This window comes from Isoptericola hypogeus (genome assembly GCF_039531145.1).
GTDB classification, from domain to species: domain Bacteria; phylum Actinomycetota; class Actinomycetes; order Actinomycetales; family Cellulomonadaceae; genus Isoptericola; species Isoptericola hypogeus.
Genome location: NZ_BAAAPM010000005.1, coordinates 403,695 through 421,792, shown reverse-complemented (window position 1 = coordinate 421,792; position 18,098 = coordinate 403,695). Strand labels below are relative to the sequence as shown.

Below are 18,098 nucleotides of genomic sequence, written 5' to 3'. Positions count from 1 at the left end.
TGCCCGCGGCGCGACTCGAACGCGCGACCTACCGCTTAGGAGGCGGTTGCTCTATCCACTGAGCTACGCAGGCGTGGCCGCCGGTGCGGCCTGCCGCAGGGCCGACGGGGACCTGGCGACGCCGTACAGCCTAGCGGCCGACACCAGTCGCCCAGGAATCACACCCAGCCGGCCGGGTCGGACACGACCGCCCGCAGGACCTCACGCGCCCCGCCAGAGAGGGCGGCGTGCGGACCGGCGGCGGCGGGGCGCACGTCGATCGGCGCGAAGGGCGCGGCGAGCGCGCGGGACCGCACGGTCTCGGCCACGACCTCCCCGAGCCAGTCGAAGAGCTCCGCGTACGCGCCGCCGAGGACGACGGTGCTGACGTCGACCAGGTTGACGAACGTCGCGAGCGCGGCGCCGAGCGCCTGCCCGCCGCGCCGGACGGCGGCCGCTGCGGCGTCGTCGCCGGAGCGCAGCAGGTCGGCGACGGCGCCCAAGGGGGCCGAGACCGACAGGCCGGAGTCGCGCAGCAGCACCTCCTTGCCGGCGTACTGCTCGAGGCAGCCGTGGTTGCCGCACGAACATCGAGGGCCTGACGGGTCGACGACGACGTGCCCGATCTCGCCGTTCCAGCCCCGCTCGCCGAGGAACAGGCGCCGGTCGACGACGATCCCCGCGCCGACGCCCACGTCCCCGGAGACGTACAGGAACGACGACGGCACGTCGCCGGCCAGCTCCGCGAGCGCCGCGAGCTTGGCCTCGTTGGCGACCTCGACGGCGAGCGGCTCACCGTCCCCGGTGTGCAGGTCGAGCACGTCGACGGGGTCGATCAAGGACCAGCCGAGGTTGGGCGCCACCTCGAGCCGTCCGCGCCGCGAGTCGACCAGCCCGGGCAGGGCGAGACGTGCCCCCGCGACGCGCATCCCGCCGCCGTCGACCTCGGCGATCGCCTCGAGGGCGAGGCCGCGCAGCCGACCGAGCACCCCACCCGGGTCGGAGTCGTGGAACGAGCCGCTCACCACCCGCTCGGCGACGACGTCGCCGACGAGGTCGAGCGCGCGCACGCCCAGGTAGTCGACGTTGACCTCGAGCCCGAGGCCGACGACGGTGCGCGCGGCGGGGACGAGGGGCACGGCGGGGCGGCCGGCCCGCTGCACGGCGACGGGCGGCAGCTCGACGACGAGCGCCCCGGCGAGGAGCCGGTCGACCAGGGTCGAGACGGTCGCCCGGGTCAGCCCCGTGGCGGCGGCGACGTCGGCGCGCGAGGGTGGTGTGGTGGCGCCGAAGACGGCGGACGCGACGAGCCGCAGGTTGCGCTCGCGCAGCGTGTGCTGGCGCGAGGCGGCGGGACCGGACGGCGGGCCGGTCTGCGCGGAGGTCGTCGAGGTGGCTGGCACGTGTTGACTCTAGCCGAGCGACACGTAATAGTTCAGCGGTACAACAAACCGTCGCGCGGACGCGGCCACGGCATGCACCGGCACGACGCGACCCACCACGACTCGACGAGGAGAACCCCGTGAGCGACATCAAGTACTCGTTCGGCCTGTGGACCGTCGGCTGGCCGGCCGCCGACCCGTTCGGCACCGCCACCCGCCCCGACCTGGACCCGGCGGAGTCGATCCGCAAGCTGGCCGACCTCGGCGCGTGGGGCTTCACCTTCCACGACAACGACGTCTTCCCGTTCGGGACCGAGGGCGCCGAGCGCCAGAAGCACATCGACGCCGTGAAGAAGGCGTCGCAGGAGACCGGCCTCGTCTGCGAGATGGTCACCACCAACACGTTCACGCACCCGATCTTCAAGGACGGCGCGTTCACGTCGAACAACCGCACGGTGCGCCGCTACGGCCTGCGCAAGGTGCTGACGAACGTCGACCTGGCCGCCGAGATGGGCGCCTCGACGTTCGTCATGTGGGGCGGCCGCGAGGGCACGGAGTACGACAACTCCAAGGACCTGCACGCCGCGCACGCCCGCTACGCGGAGGGCATCGACACCGTCGCCTCCTACATCAAGGAGAAGGGCTACGACCTGCGCATCGCGCTCGAGCCCAAGCCCAACGAGCCCCGCGGCGACATCTTCCTGCCGAGCATCGGCCACGCGATCGCCCTCATCGACACGCTCGACCACGGCGACATCGTGGGCCTCAACCCGGAGACGGGCCACGAGCAGATGGCGGGCCTCAACTACACGCACGGCCTCGCGCTGGCGCTGTACGCGGGCAAGCTCTTCCACATCGACCTCAACGGCCAGCACGGCCCGAAGTACGACCAGGACCTCGTCTTCGGCCACGGCGACCTGCTGAGCGCCTTCTTCACGGTCGACATGCTGGAGAACGGCTTCCCGAACGGCGGCCCGCGCTACGAGGGCCCGCGCCACTTCGACTACAAGCCGAGCCGCACCGAGCACCTCGACGGCGTGTGGGAGTCGGCCAAGGCGAACATGGAGACGTACGACCTGCTCGCCGCCAAGGCCAAGGCCTACCGCGACGACGCCGAGGTGCAGAAGGCGTTCGAGCACGCCGGCATCTTCGAGCTCGGCCAGCCCACGCTGGCCGAGGGCGAGTCGTTCGACGACTTTCTCGCCGACCGGTCCGCCTACGAGGACGTCGACATCGACGCGGTCGCCGAGCGCGACTACGGCCTGGTGCGCCTGCACCAGCTCGCGCTGCGCCACCTCATCGGCTGACCGCCCTCACGATCGCCGGTTGCGCCTGTCGAAACCTCGGGAGCCGGGTTTCGACAGGCTCAACCGGCAGCCCCTGTACCGAGAAGGAAGCGAAGATGCCCCTCGTCGCCGGCGTGGACACGTCCACGCAGTCCTGCAAGATCGTCGTGCGCGACGCCGGCACGGGCCGGCTGGTCCGCAGCGGCGCGGCCAGGCACCCGGACGGGACGTCGGTCGACCCGCGGCACTGGTGGGACGCCTTCCTCGCCGCGGCGCGGGATGCCGGCGGGCTGGACGACGTCGCGGCCCTCGCCGTCGGCGGGCAGCAGCACGGCCTCGTCGCGCTCGACGCCGAGGGGCGCGTGGTCCGCGACGCGATCCTGTGGAACGACACCCGTTCCGCCCCCGCGGCCGAGGATCTGGTCCGCGAGCTGGGGGACGGCGACCCTTCGACAGGCTCAGGGCAGCGCCGCGAGGCCGGCGCCCAGGCCTGGGCCGACGCCGTCGGCTCGGTGCTCGTCGCCTCGCTCACCGTGACCAAGCTGCGCTGGCTGCGCGACGCCGAGCCCGGGAACGCCGCGCGCGTCGCGGCCGTGGCACTCCCGCACGACTGGCTGACCTGGCGCATCGCCGGGTACGGCCCCGAGGGCGAGTCGCCGCTCGGCCCGCAGCTCGACGCGTTGGTCACCGACCGCTCCGACGCCTCGGGCACCGGGTACTACGACGCCGAGGCCGACGGCGGCGCCGGCGCCTACCGGCGCGACCTGCTGCGGCTCGCGTTCGGGCGTGATGACGTCGTGCTTCCCCGCGTCCTGGGCCCCGCGGAGCCGGCCGGCCGCGCGCACGCCTCGCACGCCGGCAGGGACGTCGACCCCTCGACAGGCTCAGGACGGCGCGCCGGGGCCCTGCTCGGCCCCGGCGCCGGCGACAACGCCGCCGCCGCGCTGGCCCTCGGCATGGGCCCCGGCGACATCGCGATCTCCATCGGCACGTCGGGCGTCGTGTCCGCCGTCGCGCCGAGGCGCACCGCCGACGGCTCCGGCGCGATCAACGGCTTCGCCGACGCCACCGGCAACGCGCTCATGCTCGCCGTCACGCTCAACGCCGCGCGCGTGCTCGACGCCGCGCGCGCGGTGCTCGACGTCGACGTGCACGAGCTGGCCGACCTCGCGCTCGCCGCGCCACCCGGGGCGGACGGCCTCGTGCTCGTCCCCTACCTCGAGGGCGAGCGCACCCCCAACCGGCCCGACGCCACCGGGACGCTGCACGGCGTCCGCCTCGCCACCTCCACCCGCGAGCACCTCGCCCGCGCGTACGTCGAGGGCATGCTGTGCGGGCTCGCGGACGGGCTCGACGCCCTGCGCGCCCAGGGGGTGCCGGTCGAGCGGGTCAGCCTCATCGGCGGGGCGGCGCAGTCGCCGGCGGTCCAGCGCATCGCGACGCAGGTCTTCGGCCTTCCCATCGGCGTCCCGGAGCCGGGCGAGTACGTCGCGGACGGCGCGGCCCGGCAGGCCGCCTGGGTGCTGGCCGCCGCGACCGACCGCGCCGCCGGCCCGCCGTCGTGGTCGACGACGATCGCCGCGACCCTGGACGCCGACCTTCAGCCCCTCGTCCGGGAGCAGTACGCGGCGGTCCGCGACCTGGGGGTTCGGTGACCACGTCCGACCCGACCGCGATCGACGCCGGCCTCGCCACCCTGGCGCGGCGGGCGCACGCGCTCGACGTCGCCGTGCACACCGTCCAGGCGACCGTCGGCGGCGAGCCCGTCGCCACGGCCGCGTGCGCGCCCCTCGGTCTCGACGTCCCGCAGCGGATGTACTCCGTATCCAAGACCGTGACGGGGCTGGCCGTGGGCCTCCTGGCCGCGGAGGGGAAGGTCTCGCTGGACGACCCCGTCGTGCGGCACTTCCCCGAGATGGCCCCGGTGCACCCGTGGCTCGAGGCCACCACGCTGCGGCACATGCTCGCGATGCGCGGGCCGCATCGCTCCACCACGTACGAGGTGCGCGACGGCGGGTGGCTGGAGTCGTACTTCCGGGTGCCGCCCAGCCACCGGCCCGGCACGATGTTCACCTACGACACCAGCGCGTCGTACACGCTCGCGGCGCTCGTGGAGCGCACGGCCGGGTCCTCCCTCACCGAGTACCTCCGGCCGCGCGTCTTCGATCCGCTCGGGATGTCCCCGGGCCTGCGGTTCCTCACCGGGCCGGACGGGTTCAGCCACGGCGGGTCCGGGCTGGTCTGCACGCCGCGCGACCTGCTGCGGCTCGCCCACCTGCTGCTCGACGACGGGGTGGCGGGCGGCGAGCGGCTGCTCCCCGCCGACTACCTGCGCGCCGCCACGTCGCCGCAGACGGACACCGCGACCGCGACGTGGGGGGCCGAGTTCCGCGGCGCCTACGGCTACCAGCTCTGGCTGCCCCCGCGTGGCGGGTGGCTGATGTTCGGCCTCGGAGGGCAGGTCGTGTACGGGCACCCGGGCCACCAGCTCGCCGTCGTGGTCACCGCGGACGCGCAGGCGGCCGGCTCCGGGGACACGAAGCTCCTCGACCTGGTGCTCGCGCACGTCGTCGACCCCGCGGTCGACGGCCCGGCGGCGTCGCGGGGCCCGGCACCGGCGCACGACGCCGTCGAGCTCACCTGGCCGGCACCGCGGCACGACGCCGCCCACGCCCGCCCGCTCACCGGCCGCTGGTCGGGCCGCACCGCCGACGGCGACCCGGTCGAGCTGGCGCTACGCCTCGACGAGCGCGGTGGCACCGTGAGCTCGACGGCGGGCCTGGTGCTCGAGCTGTCCTTCGACGGCCCCGTCCGCACGACCGTCGCCGACGACCCGGCGGTGATCACCGCGGCCTGGTCGGCCCCCGGCGTCCTCGACGTGCGCTGCGCGGGGCACGGCGACGAGCTCGCGACGACGCGGATGCGCCTGGTGGCGCCGGGCGACGGCACGCTCACCGTCCAGTCCCAGGGCTTCGGCGAGACGCTCGACCCGCGGTGGACGTTCCTCGCCACCTGCTCCCCCGCCGGCTGAGCCCGTCGGGACCGAGCCTGGACGGGCTCTTACCTCGCCGGGACGTAGGTCCGGATGCGGTAGCGCAGCGCGCCGGGGCCGGACGACGACGCCCAGGCTCCGGTCCCGCCCGAGCCTGTCGAAGGGCCGTCCAGGGGCCGCCACACCGCCGGGTCGACGCCCGGCGCGAACGCGTCGCCGGCGACCTGGAGATCGATCTCGGTGACCACGAGCCGGGCCGCGAGGGGCAGCGCCGCGGCGTAGACCTCGCCGCCGCCCATGACCCAGATCTCGTCCCCGCCGGGCGACGCCGCGGCGACGGCCAGCGCCTCACGCAACGACCCCGCGGCCACCGCTCCCGCCGCGGTTCCCGTCGAGGTGCCCCAGCCCGCCTGCCGGGTGACGACGACGTTGGTCCGCCCGGGCAGCGGGCGCCGCGGGAGCGACTCCCACGTGCGGCGCCCCATGACCACCGGGTGCCCCGCCGTCGTGGCCTTGAAGTGCGCGAAGTCCTCGGGCACGCGCCACGGGATGGCGCCCGCCGCGCCGATGACAGGGCGGCCGGCGGCGTCGCGCGCCTGCGCCCAGATCAGGCCGATCATGCCGTCAGACCGCGACCGGGGCCTTGATGCCCGGGTGGTGCTGGTAGCCGAGCACCTCGATGTCCTCGTACGTGTAGTCGACGATCGAGTCCCGCGGCGCGAGGCGCAGCGTCGGGTACGGGTACGGGTCGCGCGCGAGCTGCGTGCGCACCTGCTCGACGTGGTTGTCGTACACGTGGCAGTCGCCGCCCGTCCAGACGAACTCGCCCACCTCGAGCCCGGTCTGCGCCGCGACCATGTGCGTGAGCAGCGCGTACGACGCGATGTTGAACGGCACGCCGAGGAACAGGTCGGCCGAGCGCTGGTAGAGCTGGCAGCTGAGCTTCCCGTCGGCCACGTAGAACTGGAACAGCAGGTGGCACGGGGGCAGGGCCATGTCCGCGAGCTCGGCTACGTTCCACGCGCTGACGATCAGCCGCCGCGAGTCGGGGTTGACCCTGATCTGGTCGATGACGCCCTGGATCTGGTCGATGTGCTGCCCGTCCGGCGTCGGCCACGAGCGCCACTGCACGCCGTACACCGGCCCGAGCTCGCCGTCGGCGTCCGCCCACTCGTCCCAGATGGAGACGCCGCGCTCCTGCAGCCAGCGCACGTTGCCCTCGCCGCGCAAGAACCACAGCAGCTCGTAGGCCACCGACTTCAGGTGCACCCGCTTGGTGGTGATCAGCGGGAAGCCCTGCTGCAGGTCGTACCGCAGCTGGCGCCCGAACACGCTGCGCGTGCCGGTCCCGGTGCGGTCGTCCTTGTGCGTGCCGTGGTCCAGCACGTCGCGCAGGAGGTCCTCGTACGGGGTGGGGATCGCGGCCATGCCAGAACCCTACGACCAGCCACCGACCCCCGGCGTGACGCGCGGCCCGGTCGCCGAGAACCACCCTGGTCGGCAGGGGGCGGCCGCTGCCATACTCGGCCCACCTCACAGACAGGAGCACCTGTGTCCCAGCCCGACGGCCTCATCGATCTCCGCACCACGCGCCGGCGGCAGGTCGTCACCGGCGTCCTCATGACCGCAGTGCCCTTGGCGCTGCTCGGGTACAAGGCATGGTCCAACTGGCAGGACGGTGACGGCCCGGTCGTCGTCATCGTGGTGACATTCGCGATCCTCGTCGTCGCCGCATTCGTCGCGGTGACGACCAAGAAGACCCAGCAGACCTTCCGTGTGCTGCGCCACGAGGCCCGCTCGGGCCGCCCGCACGTGACGGTGCTGCTGGGCAGGCAGACGACGATGACCAAGCGAGACGCCGCAGAGGCAGGCGTCCCCGCCCGAGGCATCGGAACCGATCGCGGCGCGCCCATGGCCGTTGTCCGCGACCGGGACGTGGTCGAGGTCTGGTTCCCCCAGGACTCCCGGCCGCGATGGCGGCTCCGCTGGACCGGGGACGCCGTCCGGGTAGTGCGCGGGACCGTGGGCCGGGCGCCCCAGACGGTGCTGGAGATCGCTGACGACAGGTCTTCGGTCCACCTGCTCCCCTATTTCCTCAAGGAGGACGTCGGCGCGTCGACTCACCGGTACGCGATCGTGCACGCGCTCCGCCTGCTCGGCGTCGATCCCGAGCGTCACGTGAAGCTCCCCGAGGTTCCGGTCCCTGGGCTCCTCGAGTAGCTCCTCCCGTCCGCGCCGACGAGTGGGAGGATCACCTCATGACGGACCAGAACTCCACGCCCGAGACGGCCGCCGCCGAGACCGACGCCCCGGCCCCCGTGACGCCGTCGCCCACGGACCCGCTGTGGGTCGAGCGCACCGGCACCCGCACGTACCGCGGATTCTCGGCGCGGGGGGCGACCGTCGAGGTCGGGCCGGCCGAGGCGGGCGCCGTCTTCACGCCGGGCGAGCTGATGAAGATCGCGCTGGCGGCGTGCGCGGGCATGAGCAGCGACACCAAGTTCTCCCGCGTGCTCGGCGACGACTACGAGGTCACCATCCGCGTCGAGGACCCCAAGGACATGGACACCGACACCTACCCCGTCCTCACCGAGCGCTTCGAGATCGACCTGTCCTCGCTCGACGAGGCGGCGCGCGACAAGACGCTGCTGCTCGCGCAGCGCTCCATCGACCGGGCGTGCACCGTGGGCCGCACGCTCAAGGCCGGCGCGCTCGTGCCGCCCGCGACGTTCGAGCAGCCGACGGCGGGGGCGACGGACGGCGTGGGCCACGACGCGGAGGAAGCGGCGTCGTGACGCCGCGCCGGGAGGGCACAGCGCCGGGCGACGAGGTCACGCCACACGGCACCGCCGACGGCGGGCAGGTCGCGACGTCGGGCGACGTCGGGGCCAGCCGGGAGGAGTGGACCCGGTACAGCCCCACCCCGGTGCTGGACGCCCTGCTCGACAAGGCCGTGACGATCCCGTCCGCGTCGATCCACCGGCACGTGGACAAGCTGCGGGCGCGCAACCCCGAGGCGGACCCGGCGCAGATCGTCCGCCTCCTCGAGAAGGAGTACCTCACGCTGCTCACGACGGCGGGGGGCGCCGTGGGCGCCGCCGCGGCCGCGCCGTCGGTCGGCACCGCGGCCGCCACCGCGCTGACCACGGGCGACATCGCCACCTTCTTCGCGTCGTCCGCGGCGTTCGCCCTGGCCGTGGCCGACGTGCACGGCATCGAGATCGACGACGTCCCCCGGCGGCGCGCCCTCTTGCTCGCGACCGTGCTCGGCGACCGGGGCGCGCGCGACGTCGAGAACGCCATCGGCGGCTCGACCGTCGCGTGGGGCAAGGTGCTGCTCACGTCCATGCCGCAGACCACCATCAAGCGCGTGAACCGGACCCTCGCCCGCCAGTTCCTCAAGCGGCAGGTCGCCAAGCAGGGGTCCCTGGCGCTGGGGCGGCTGCTGCCGTTCGGCGTCGGCGTGGTCGTGGGCGTCGCAGGCGGGCGCGCGCTGGGGCACGGCGTGGTCGCGCAGTCCCGCCGCGCGTTCGGGCCGCCGCCGGACCACTTCCCCTGGACGGTCGCCGGTGCGGTCGTCAGCGGGGTCGACGGCGCGGCGGTCGGGGGCGGCGTCGAGGGTGCCACGGTGCGCCCGGCGCTCGACCCCGCGGGAGACGGTCGCAGGACCTCGAGCCGGTGGCGGCCGCGCCGCCGGTCCAAGGGCTGACGGCGATGCCGACGCCGCACCGGCCGGCCCGGCGGGTCGAGGTGGCGCGCCTCGTGCCCGTGGAGGCGTCGGTCGCGTTCGCGTGGGTCGCCGACCCGCGGACGCACCCGCGCTGGATCCCGCTGACCCGGATGGCCTCGCCGGTCCCCCCTGAGCCTGTCGAAGGCTCGCCGCGCGGTCCCGAGAGCGGCGACCGGATCACGATGGTCAGCGGCCCGGGCGTGGGTCTGGCCGGCGACGGGCGCCTGCGCGGGCTCCTGGCCCGGGCGGCGGTCACCGACTCGATGGTGATCGAGTCGATCGAGCGCCCGTCCACCTCGGCGTCGCGCGTGGGACGCACGCGGCTGCGCAAGCTCGGCCCGGTCCTGCTCGGCGACGCGGGCTTCGACGTCGTGCCCGTGGACGCCGACCGGTGCCGGGTCGTGTGGTGGGAGGAGGCCTATCTCGCGGAGGGGGCCGCCGGTCCGCTCCCCCGGCGTCTCACCGACCCGCTGGTGCGCCTCGGGCTCGGCGCGATGATGCGCGTCTCGCTGGCACGGCTGGCCCGTCGGCTGGCCGGCAGGGGCCGGTAGAGTCGCGGTCGTGAGCACCGAGCCGTCCTCCGCGCCGTCGTCCACCACCCCGCCGGTCCCCCGGGAGCCCGTCGACGGCTCCGCCTCGACCGCGACGTCCGGCCTCGCCGCCCGCCTCGACGACCTGCGCCGGGAGTACGCCGCGCTGCAGGCGCGCGGGCTTCGTCTGGACCTCACGCGGGGCAAGCCGTCCGCCGAGCAGCTCGACCTCTCCGAGCCGCTGCTGGCCCTGCCCGGCGAGGGCGCGCACACGGCCGAGGACGGCACGGACACCCGCAACTACGGCGGCCTCGCCGGCCTGCCCGAGCTGCGTCGCATCTTCGCCGAGCTGCTGGGCGTCCCGACCGAGCAGCTGCTCGCGCAGGGCACCGCCTCCCTCACCCTGATGTACGACACCGTGGTCCAGGCGCTGCTGTTCGGCGTGCCCGGGTCGGAGCGCCCCTGGTCGCGCGAGGAGCAGGTGACCTTCGTCTGCCCGGTGCCCGGCTACGACCGGCACTTCGCGATCTGCGAGGAGCTCGGCATCCGGATGGTCACGGTGCCGATGACCTCCGACGGGCCCGACGCCGAGGCCGTCGCGGAGCTCGTCGCCTCCGACCCGAGCATCAAGGGCCTGTGGGTGGTGCCGACGTACGCCAACCCCGACGGCTCCGTCGTCTCCGAGGCCGTGGCCCGCCGCCTGGTGTCCATGCCCGCGGCCGCCCCCGACTTCCGCATCTTCTGGGACAACGCCTACGCCGTGCACCACCTCACCGAGCACGAGACCAAGACGGCGAACGCGCTCCAGCTCGCCGAGGAGGCCGGTAACCCCGACCGGGTGCTGATGTACGCGTCGACGTCGAAGATCACCTTCGCGGGGTCCGGCGTCGCGTTCTTCGCCGCCTCGCCCACCAACGTCGCCTGGTTCACGAAGCACCTCGGGATCCGCTCCATCGGCCCGGACAAGGTCAACCACCTGCGGCACGCGAGCTTCTTCGGCGACGCCGAGGGCGTGCGCGCCCACATGCGCAGGCACCGCGAGATCCTCGCCCCCAAGTTCTCCGCCGTCACGTCGATCCTCGCCGAACGGCTCGGCGACCTCGGGGTGGCCTCCTGGACCAACCCCGACGGCGGCTACTTCGTCTCCGTCGACGTCGCGCCCGGCACGGCGTCGCGCGTGGTGCAGCTGGCCAAGGAGGCCGGCATCGCCCTCACCCCGGCGGGCGCCACCTTCCCCTACGGCCGGGACCCGCAGGACCGGAACATCCGGCTCGCCCCGACGATGCCTCCGCTGGAGGAGGTCCAGGTGGCCATGGACGGCGTCGCGACGTGCATCCTGCTCGCCGCGGCAGAGGCCGCCACCCCCGTCTGACCGGTGCCGCGTGGCGGGTGCGGTCTTGGCGCCGTCCGAGGCCGGACGGCGCCAAGTGCACCCCGCACGACGCCCCCGGGAGCGTGCACACAGGATCTCCGCGGACTCTCACGGGCCGGTCACCTGCGCCCGGGGCGGCCTGCACGCGCCCCCGCCTAGGCTGATCGGGACGCCCGCGGCCGACGCCGGTCCCGCGGCGCGCGGCGACGCAGGCCGGCGGGGGCAGGGCGTCCTGCAAGGACCCGCCTCGACCTGGACGTAGCCCGTGACAGCACCTCCCTCGATCCCCCCGGCCCCCGCGGGGCCCGACGACGCCCCGCGTCGCCCGCCCCGGCCCGCCGACCCGACGCCGCAGCACGCGCCGGACGACGACGCAGCCCGCACGGCGCACGACGGGCTGAGCCCTGAAACCGCGGGCGGTTCGCGGGACGGCTCCGGGGACGGCCCCGGCGACGGCCCCGGCGACGGCCCCGGCGACGGCCCCGGCGACGGCCCCGGCGACAAGGCTGCCGCCGCGCCGACCCGTCTCTCGCTGACCCAGGTCGTGGCGAGCGCCCTGGCGGCCGTCAGCGCGACGGTCCTCATGTCGTTCTTCGGGATCGCGGGCACGATCATCGGCGCCGGTCTGGCCAGCGTGGTGACCGTCGTCGGCAACTTCCTCTACACGCGGTCCATCGAGAAGACGCAGGCCCAGCTGGGGCCCGTCGTCGCGACCATCAAGCCCGGCATCCGAACCCGGCCGGCCGGCGCGACCCCGGCGACGGCGCGCCTCCGGGACGCCGGCATCGCGACGCTCGCCGCGGACGCCCCGTCCACGACGTCCTCGGGCCCGACGGCGCACGCCGATGCCGCGGGGTCCGGCGGGGCCGGCGCTAGCACGTCGGACGCGCCCGACTCGTCGGCGCAGCCGCGCAACCGCTGGCTGCGGCTCGTCGACAAGCACGGCAAGGCCAAGGTGCTGACCGTGTCCGCGCTGGCGCTGTTCGCCGTCGTCATGGGGGTCGTGCTCGCCGTCGAGCTCGCCATCGGCAAGCCGATCTCCGACGCCGTGCGCGGGCAGGAGGGGTCGGGCACGACGATCAGCACGATCCGCGGAGCCGACGACAGCACGGACCCGACCGGCACCGAGCGCGGGTCGACGGGCGACACGAGCGAGCAGGACGTGCCGACCGAGGACGCGCCCGCGGACGACCCTGCCAACGTCCCGGACAGCGGTCCCACCGAGGGTTCGTCCGACGGCACCGGCGGGGCGGGCGACCCGACCGGCACCGGGTCGGTCGACGGCAGCACGGACGGGTCCACCGATGGCACGGACGGTACCGACACCTCGGACGGCTCCGGCACCTCGGACGGCTCCGGCAGCTCGGGCGACACGGACGGGACGGACGGCGGCGGGACGGACACGGGCACCGACTCCGGGTCGGGGACGGACACCGACACCGGAACGGACACGGGAACCGACACCGGAACGGGCACGGGAACCGACACCGGCGCCGACGGGACGGGTGGCGACGCCACCACGGGAGGCTCCGGCGCCACCGGCACGGACGGTTCGGGCGCCGGCACCGCCCAGGAGGACGCCGCCGCGGCGTCCGGATGACCCGGTCCCAGAACGCCGAACAGGCGGTTGCTCCCGCGATGGCACGTCTCGCGACGGCGTAGCGGGAGCAACCGCCTGTTCGGCGGGGTTCCTCAGCCCAGGACGGCCTTGAGGAACTCCTGGGTGCGCTCGTGGGACGGGTTCGTGAACATCGTCTCGGGGTCCGCCTCCTCGACGATCTGCCCGTGGTCGAACATCAGGACGCGGTTGGAGACCTCCCGCGCGAACTGCATCTCGTGCGTGACGAGGAGCATCGTGATGTCGGTGGTCCGGGCGATCTCGCGCAGGACGCCGAGCACGTCGGCGACGATCTCGGGGTCGAGCGCGGACGTCACCTCGTCGAGCAGCAGGATCTCCGGGTCCATGGCGAGCGCCCGCGCGATGGCGACGCGCTGCTGCTGGCCGCCCGAGAGCTGCGTGCAGCGGGCGTCGCGCTTGTCGGACATCCCGACCTGCTCGAGCAGCTGCTCGGCGCGCTCGACCGCGTCCTTCTTGGAGAGCCCGAGCACATGCACGGGAGCCTCGATGATGTTCTCCAGCACGGACATGTTCGGGAACAGGTTGAACTGCTGGAACACCATCCCCACCCGGTTGCGCACCACGCGGCGGCGCTTCTCCGGGATCTCGACCCACCTGTCGCCCTTGTACTCGTGCGTGTAGGGGTCGCCGTCGATGAGGATGAGCCCGCCGTTCGCCTCCTCGAGCGTCATCAGCAGGCGCAGGATGGTCGTCTTGCCGGAGCCCGACGGCCCGATCAGGGTGACGCGGTCGCCCTTGGCGACGCTGAAGTTGAGCTTGTCCAGCACGACGTTGTCGCCGAAGCGCTTGACGACGTCGCGGAACTCGATGGCGGGGGTGCCGTTCGAGGTGGTGGTCATGGCATGGCTCCCTCGGGAGGTCGTCGGGTCGGGCGGCACCGGGTCAGGCAAGGCGCATCTCCATCCGGCGCACCAGCAGCGACGTCGGGTAGCTCACGATGAGGAAGAGCAGACCCACCATCGTCAGCGGCTCGATGTACGAGAACGTGTTGGCGCCGAAGTTCTGCGCGGCCTGGTACATCTCGACCACGGTGATCGCGAAGAGGAACGGGGTCTCCTTGAACATGGAGACCGCGTAGTTCCCCAGGCCCGGCAGGGTCTTGCGGATCGCCTGCGGCAGGATGATGGCGAACCAGGTCCGCCCCTTCGGGAGGTTGAGGGCCGTGGCCGCCTCCCACTGCCCCGCCGGCACCGCCTCGATGCCGGCGCGATACACCTCGGACATGTAGGTGGCGTAGTGGACGCCGAGCACACCGAACCCGATGACGAGCGGTGGGATGTCGACCAGCAGCAGCCAGACGAACACGAGCTGCACCAGCAGCGGCGTCATGCGGATGAAGTCGACGACGAACCGCAGCGGCCCGCGGACCCACCGGGTGGGCGCACGCATCGCCAGGGCGATGAAGAGCCCCAGGATCGAGGCGATCACCATGCCCACGACGGTCGCCTCGATCGTGACGACGAGGCCGCGAAGGAGGTCGGGCAGGACGTCCCACGCCGTCTCCCAGCTCCAGAGGCTGTCCTCGTTCATGCCACGCCTCCCTTCACGCGAGCGATCTCGGTCGGGACGCCCGGCTTGAGGCCGAACACGTCACGCAGCCGCGGACGCGTGCCGCGACCGAGGCGGCGCTTGGCCCGCTCCTCGAGGTAGTTCATGCCCCACGTGAGGACGTAGGAGATCACGAAGTAGACGATCAGGCCGGCGCCGAAGCTGAAGAACGTGTCCCGCGTCTCCCGCTGCAGCTGGTCGGTCCACCAGTACACGTCGTGCAGGGAGATGTAGAACGCCAGAGCCGACCCCTTGACGAGCTGGATCAGCAGGTTGGCGAGCTGCGGGATCATCAGCGCCCACGCCTGGGGGAAGATCACGCGCCGTACCTTGTGGGCCCAGCCCAGGTTGAGAGCCGTCGCCGCCTCCCACTGGCCCTTCGGCACGGAGTCGATGGAGCCGCGGACGACCTCGGCGGCATAGGCCCCGTAGTTGAGGCCCAGGGCGACGATGGCGACGGCGAGCGCCTCCATCTTGAAGCCGAGCTGGGGCAGCACGTAGTAGATCCAGAAGACCTGGACCACCAGCGACGTGCCGCGGAAGAACTCGATCACCACGCGGGACGGCCCGCGCACCCACAGGGAGCGAGTGCGCGAGCCGAAGCCCAGCACGAGCGCGACGACCATCGCGACGGCCGCGCCGCCCAGCGCCATCTCGAGCGTGACGGCGACCGCGGATCCGAGGTCGGGAAGACTGTCGATCAGCGCTTGGAGATTGTCGGACATGCGGTCAGGAGAGGCCCAGCTCGTCGGAGATCTTCCCGAGGTCGCCCTCGCAGAGCATCTCGGCAGTCAGGCCCTCCGGCGGGTACTCCGCCTCCGTGAACCCGAACGGCTCCATGATCTCGAGCCACTTCGCCTTGTCGCCCGTGATCTTGGCGAGCTCCTCGTTGTAGGCGTCGAGCAGCTCGGTGTCGCCCTTGCGGAAGACCTCGGCGCCGGCGCCGATCTGCGGCACGCCGTCGATCGTGGCGACGAACGCCTCGGTGGCCTCGACGGGCTCGTCGGTGCTGTCCGCGAGCGCGCGGATCGAGATGCCGGTGAGCGCGAACGCGTCGGCACGGCCCGTCACGACGGCGTTCAGGCCGTCGGTCGAGTCGCCGACCGTGATCGTCTCGACGCCGGTCTTCTGGGCGTAGCCGTCCTCGATCGCGCCGCTGGTGACGGCGAGGGTGAGGTCGGAGCCCTCCACCGACTGCCAGTCGGTCAGGTTCTCGGGGTTGCCCTCCGGCACGAGGAAGGCCGTCGTGTACATGATGGTCGGCTCGGCGAACGCCGCCTGCTCGCAGCGCTCCGGCAGGATCGACATGCCGGCGGAGACCGTGTCGTACCGGTCCGCGTTCAGACCCGGGATGAGCGAGTTCCACTCGGTCTGGGTGCCCTCGACGTCGTCGACACCGAGCGCCCCGAAGATCTCCTTGTCGAGAGCGATGGTCGCTCCGGTGAGCTCACCGCCGTCCTCGTAGCTGTAGGGCTCCTCGCCGTTGAACGCGACGTTGATGGTGCCGGCCTCCTGGAGGTCGGCGAGAGCCGACCCACCGCCCTCGCCCGAACCGCCGTCGTCGACGCTGGAGCAGGCTGTGAGGGCGGTCATGGCAAGGACGGAGCCGGCGGCGAGGAACGCGCGGCGACGAGTCGTGGTCCTGGTGGACGACACGGGTGTCTCCCTTCCGTGGCCCGGCGTCGGAACCGTCGCCGGCTCCGTCGTCGCGACCTGGGGTACGTGGACGATCGGCCACGGTAGCGCCGATGCTGACGGTGCGACAATCTACGTGTCCGCCTGTCCGATTGTCTACAATCACGGGTGGCGGGTGGCTCGCCACCTCCGCTGCCTGCGTCGTCGCAGGTCAGCGCGTTGCACCGGCCGGCATGGCCAGAGTGGTCATGGACGCCACCGGACCTCGAAAACGCTTCGTCACAGTCTGGTCACGATCTGGAATCGTCCGGATCGCGAGAAGATATGCCGGCCGGGATGCGCCGTCCCCGGCCTCGCGGAAGGAGAGCAGATGACCCCGTCGTCGCGGGTGCCCGTCGGCACCGCGCCGTTCCTGACGCCGGTGACGCGACCGTCCACGGTCGACCTCATCACCGTCGAGCTGCGCAACGCCATCTACTCGGGCGCGCTGCCGGTCGGCTCGCCGATCCGCGAGGTCGAGATGTCGGGCCAGCTCGGCGTGAGCCGCGGCCCGTTCCGGGAGGCGGCGCAGCGCCTGGTCCAGGAGGGCCTGCTGCTCTCCTCCCCCGGCCGGGGCCTCCGGGTGGTGCAGATCGGCCGCGACCGGGTCCGCGCGCTGTACGAGGCGCGGGCCACCGTCGAGACCTCGGCGGCGCCGCTCGCCGTCGAGCGCGCCACCACCGTGCAGGTGGCCGCCGTCCGCGCCGCGCACGACACGCTCCTCGCCGCCGAGCGCAGCGAGGACGCGCGCCGCGTCGGCGACGCGGACCTCAACGTCCACTGGACCCTGGTCGCGGCGAGCGGCAACCCGTGGCTGCTGCGCTGGATGACGACGCTCATCGTCGAGGTCCGGATCGCGAGCTTCACGACCAGCGAGGACTACGCCGTGCGCAAGGACGCCGCGGAGTCGCACCTCGAGCTGGTGGAGCGGTTCGAGGCCCGCGACGCCGACGGCCTCGTGGCAGCGATCCGCGCGAACCTCGACGAGGCCGTCGTCCGGCTGCTGGCACCCGAGAGCCTCGAGGTCGAGACCTTCGACGAGCCCCGCCCCGCCCCCGCCCCGCGGCTGGAGCCGATCACGCCCACGTTCCCCGAGCCCTGAGCGTTGTGAGCATGAGACACGCCGTGCCGGCCGTGGCCGACACGGCGTGTCTCATGCTCACAGCAGTCACCCGGGGCGGTCAGCGGAGGCGGGCGAGCTGGGCCTGACGCTCCCGCTCGTAGTCCTCGACCGGCCACGACGTCATGCCGCCCATGACGATCGCCGCAGGCCGGCCGTCGGCGCCCCGCAGCACCTCGACCGGCTCACCCACCGGCCCGAACCCTGCGTGCGGCAGCGGCCGGAGCGCGTCCCCGTCGATCGAGACCTCCTCCGCGCCGCCGAGCGGGTCCGCCTCGCGGGGGTCGATCAGCCAGAGCCGGCGGCCGAGGCGCACGACGTCGGTCTGGCCCCAGAGGTTGGCGAAGCTGCCGGTCCACCGGTCGAGCTCCGCGACGGACGGCGCCGGCGTCGCACCCGGGCACGCGGCTGCCGGCGCGGTCCCGTCGAGCGCCGTCGCGACCAGCTCGAACAGGCCGGTCGCGATCGCGTCGGCCGGCCCGTCCACGGCGTTGGTGAGGACGGAGACGGCGACCCGCCCGGCCGGGTCGGCCCACGTCCGTGTGAGCTGGCCCGGGAAGCCGCCCGAGTGCCCCACCACGCGCCGTCCCTCGATGTCGCGCACCTCGAAGCCGAGGCCGTAGGCCCGCCGGCGCGCGTGCGGGCGCTCGACGACGGACTCCTCGCGCTGCAGCAGCCGGCGCGTCTCCGGCCGCAGCAGCGCCCCGACGCGCGCGTCGTCCCCGTCCGCGGGCGCGCCGGCGTCGAAGTGCGCCGACGCCCAGCGGACCAGGTCGTGCGCGGTCGAGCAGAACCCCGTCGCCGCCGCGAGCGCTCCCGTCGTCGGCACCGGCGCGACCGGCAGCC

General features: G+C 73.6%; 18 protein-coding genes and 1 tRNA gene. 10 read left to right on the top strand and 9 right to left on the bottom strand.

Annotation, left to right across the window (positions count from 1 at the left end; genetic code table 11):
• Positions 1 to 73 (bottom strand) — tRNA-Arg (locus tag ABD254_RS14580).
• Positions 74 to 158: 85 nt separating this feature from the next.
• Complete coding sequence (locus ABD254_RS14575) at positions 159 to 1,382, bottom strand: ROK family protein (RefSeq protein ID WP_344249145.1); 1,224 nt, start codon at positions 1,380 to 1,382, stop codon at positions 159 to 161.
• 119 nt (positions 1,383 to 1,501) lie between these two features.
• Between ABD254_RS14575 and xylA the strand changes: the two genes are divergently transcribed.
• The 3 genes from xylA to ABD254_RS14560 all read left to right on the top strand — a co-directional run bounded on the left by xylA (position 1,502) and on the right by ABD254_RS14560 (position 5,678).
• Positions 1,502 to 2,668, top strand: coding sequence for a xylose isomerase (gene xylA / locus ABD254_RS14570; protein WP_344249144.1), 1,167 nt, complete (start codon positions 1,502 to 1,504; stop codon positions 2,666 to 2,668).
• Between the two features lie 95 nt (positions 2,669 to 2,763).
• Complete coding sequence (locus ABD254_RS14565) at positions 2,764 to 4,302, top strand: FGGY-family carbohydrate kinase (RefSeq protein ID WP_344249143.1); 1,539 nt, start codon at positions 2,764 to 2,766, stop codon at positions 4,300 to 4,302.
• Positions 4,299 to 5,678: a serine hydrolase domain-containing protein gene (locus ABD254_RS14560; protein WP_344249142.1), complete on the top strand. Its 1,380-nt coding sequence runs from the start codon at positions 4,299 to 4,301 to the stop codon at positions 5,676 to 5,678. The genes ABD254_RS14565 and ABD254_RS14560 overlap by 4 nt, the downstream gene beginning before the upstream one ends.
• Before the next feature lie 29 nt (positions 5,679 to 5,707).
• Here ABD254_RS14560 and ABD254_RS14555 read toward each other — a convergent pair whose 3' ends face one another.
• Entirely contained in the window at positions 5,708 to 6,259 is a 552-nt protein-coding gene (locus tag ABD254_RS14555) for a dihydrofolate reductase (protein ID WP_344249141.1), read from the bottom strand.
• Between the two features lie 4 nt (positions 6,260 to 6,263).
• On the bottom strand, positions 6,264 to 7,067 hold the full coding sequence (locus ABD254_RS14550) for a thymidylate synthase (RefSeq protein WP_344249140.1): 804 nt from the start codon (positions 7,065 to 7,067) through the stop codon (positions 6,264 to 6,266).
• Between the two features lie 123 nt (positions 7,068 to 7,190).
• Here ABD254_RS14550 and ABD254_RS14545 point away from each other — a divergent pair, with 123 nt between their 5' ends.
• The 6 genes from ABD254_RS14545 (at position 7,191) to ABD254_RS14520 (ending at position 12,871) form a co-directional block, all read left to right on the top strand.
• Positions 7,191 to 7,859 carry a hypothetical protein gene (locus ABD254_RS14545; protein WP_344249139.1) on the top strand — a complete coding sequence of 223 codons (669 nt, stop codon included), beginning with the start codon at positions 7,191 to 7,193 and terminating at the stop codon, positions 7,857 to 7,859.
• 38 nt (positions 7,860 to 7,897) lie between these two features.
• Positions 7,898 to 8,434, top strand: a complete 537-nt coding sequence (locus ABD254_RS14540) for an OsmC family protein (protein WP_344249138.1) — start codon at positions 7,898 to 7,900, stop codon at positions 8,432 to 8,434.
• Positions 8,431 to 9,348, top strand: a complete 918-nt coding sequence (locus tag ABD254_RS14535; RefSeq protein WP_344249137.1) for a hypothetical protein — start codon at positions 8,431 to 8,433, stop codon at positions 9,346 to 9,348. Before ABD254_RS14540 ends, ABD254_RS14535 begins: the two co-directional genes overlap by 4 nt.
• Before the next feature lie 5 nt (positions 9,349 to 9,353).
• The gene (locus ABD254_RS14530) at positions 9,354 to 9,920 is read left to right on the top strand and encodes an SRPBCC family protein (protein ID WP_344249136.1); all 567 of its coding nucleotides are present in this window, start codon (positions 9,354 to 9,356) and stop codon (positions 9,918 to 9,920) included.
• A 10-nt stretch (positions 9,921 to 9,930) separates the two neighbouring features.
• Positions 9,931 to 11,271, top strand: coding sequence for an aspartate aminotransferase type Ic (locus ABD254_RS14525; RefSeq protein WP_344249135.1), 1,341 nt, complete (start codon positions 9,931 to 9,933; stop codon positions 11,269 to 11,271).
• A 265-nt stretch (positions 11,272 to 11,536) separates the two neighbouring features.
• The gene (locus tag ABD254_RS14520; RefSeq protein ID WP_344249134.1) at positions 11,537 to 12,871 is read left to right on the top strand and encodes a hypothetical protein; all 1,335 of its coding nucleotides are present in this window, start codon (positions 11,537 to 11,539) and stop codon (positions 12,869 to 12,871) included.
• Between the two features lie 92 nt (positions 12,872 to 12,963).
• Here the strand turns inward: ABD254_RS14520 and ehuA are convergent, their stop codons facing one another.
• Genes ehuA through ABD254_RS14500 form a run of 4 tightly spaced genes read right to left on the bottom strand, consistent with a single transcriptional unit; the run spans position 12,964 to position 16,114 of the window.
• Entirely contained in the window at positions 12,964 to 13,749 is a 786-nt protein-coding gene (gene ehuA / locus ABD254_RS14515) for an ectoine/hydroxyectoine ABC transporter ATP-binding protein EhuA (protein WP_344249133.1), read from the bottom strand.
• A 43-nt stretch (positions 13,750 to 13,792) separates the two neighbouring features.
• Positions 13,793 to 14,440 (bottom strand): ectoine/hydroxyectoine ABC transporter permease subunit EhuD, encoded by a 648-nt coding sequence (gene ehuD, locus ABD254_RS14510; protein WP_344249132.1) that lies wholly within the window; start codon positions 14,438 to 14,440, stop codon positions 13,793 to 13,795.
• Positions 14,437 to 15,183, bottom strand: a complete 747-nt coding sequence (locus tag ABD254_RS14505; RefSeq protein WP_344249131.1) for an amino acid ABC transporter permease — start codon at positions 15,181 to 15,183, stop codon at positions 14,437 to 14,439. Before ABD254_RS14505 ends, ehuD begins: the two co-directional genes overlap by 4 nt.
• A 4-nt stretch (positions 15,184 to 15,187) precedes the next feature.
• Positions 15,188 to 16,114, bottom strand: a complete 927-nt coding sequence (locus ABD254_RS14500) for a transporter substrate-binding domain-containing protein (RefSeq protein ID WP_344249130.1) — start codon at positions 16,112 to 16,114, stop codon at positions 15,188 to 15,190.
• Between the two features lie 349 nt (positions 16,115 to 16,463).
• Here ABD254_RS14500 and ABD254_RS14495 point away from each other — a divergent pair, with 349 nt between their 5' ends.
• Positions 16,464 to 17,234, top strand: a complete 771-nt coding sequence (locus ABD254_RS14495) for a GntR family transcriptional regulator (RefSeq protein WP_344249129.1) — start codon at positions 16,464 to 16,466, stop codon at positions 17,232 to 17,234.
• 79 nt (positions 17,235 to 17,313) lie between these two features.
• Here ABD254_RS14495 and ABD254_RS14490 read toward each other — a convergent pair.
• Positions 17,314 to 18,098: serine hydrolase domain-containing protein (locus ABD254_RS14490; protein WP_344249128.1), on the bottom strand; the 785-nt coding region annotated here is incomplete at its 5' end.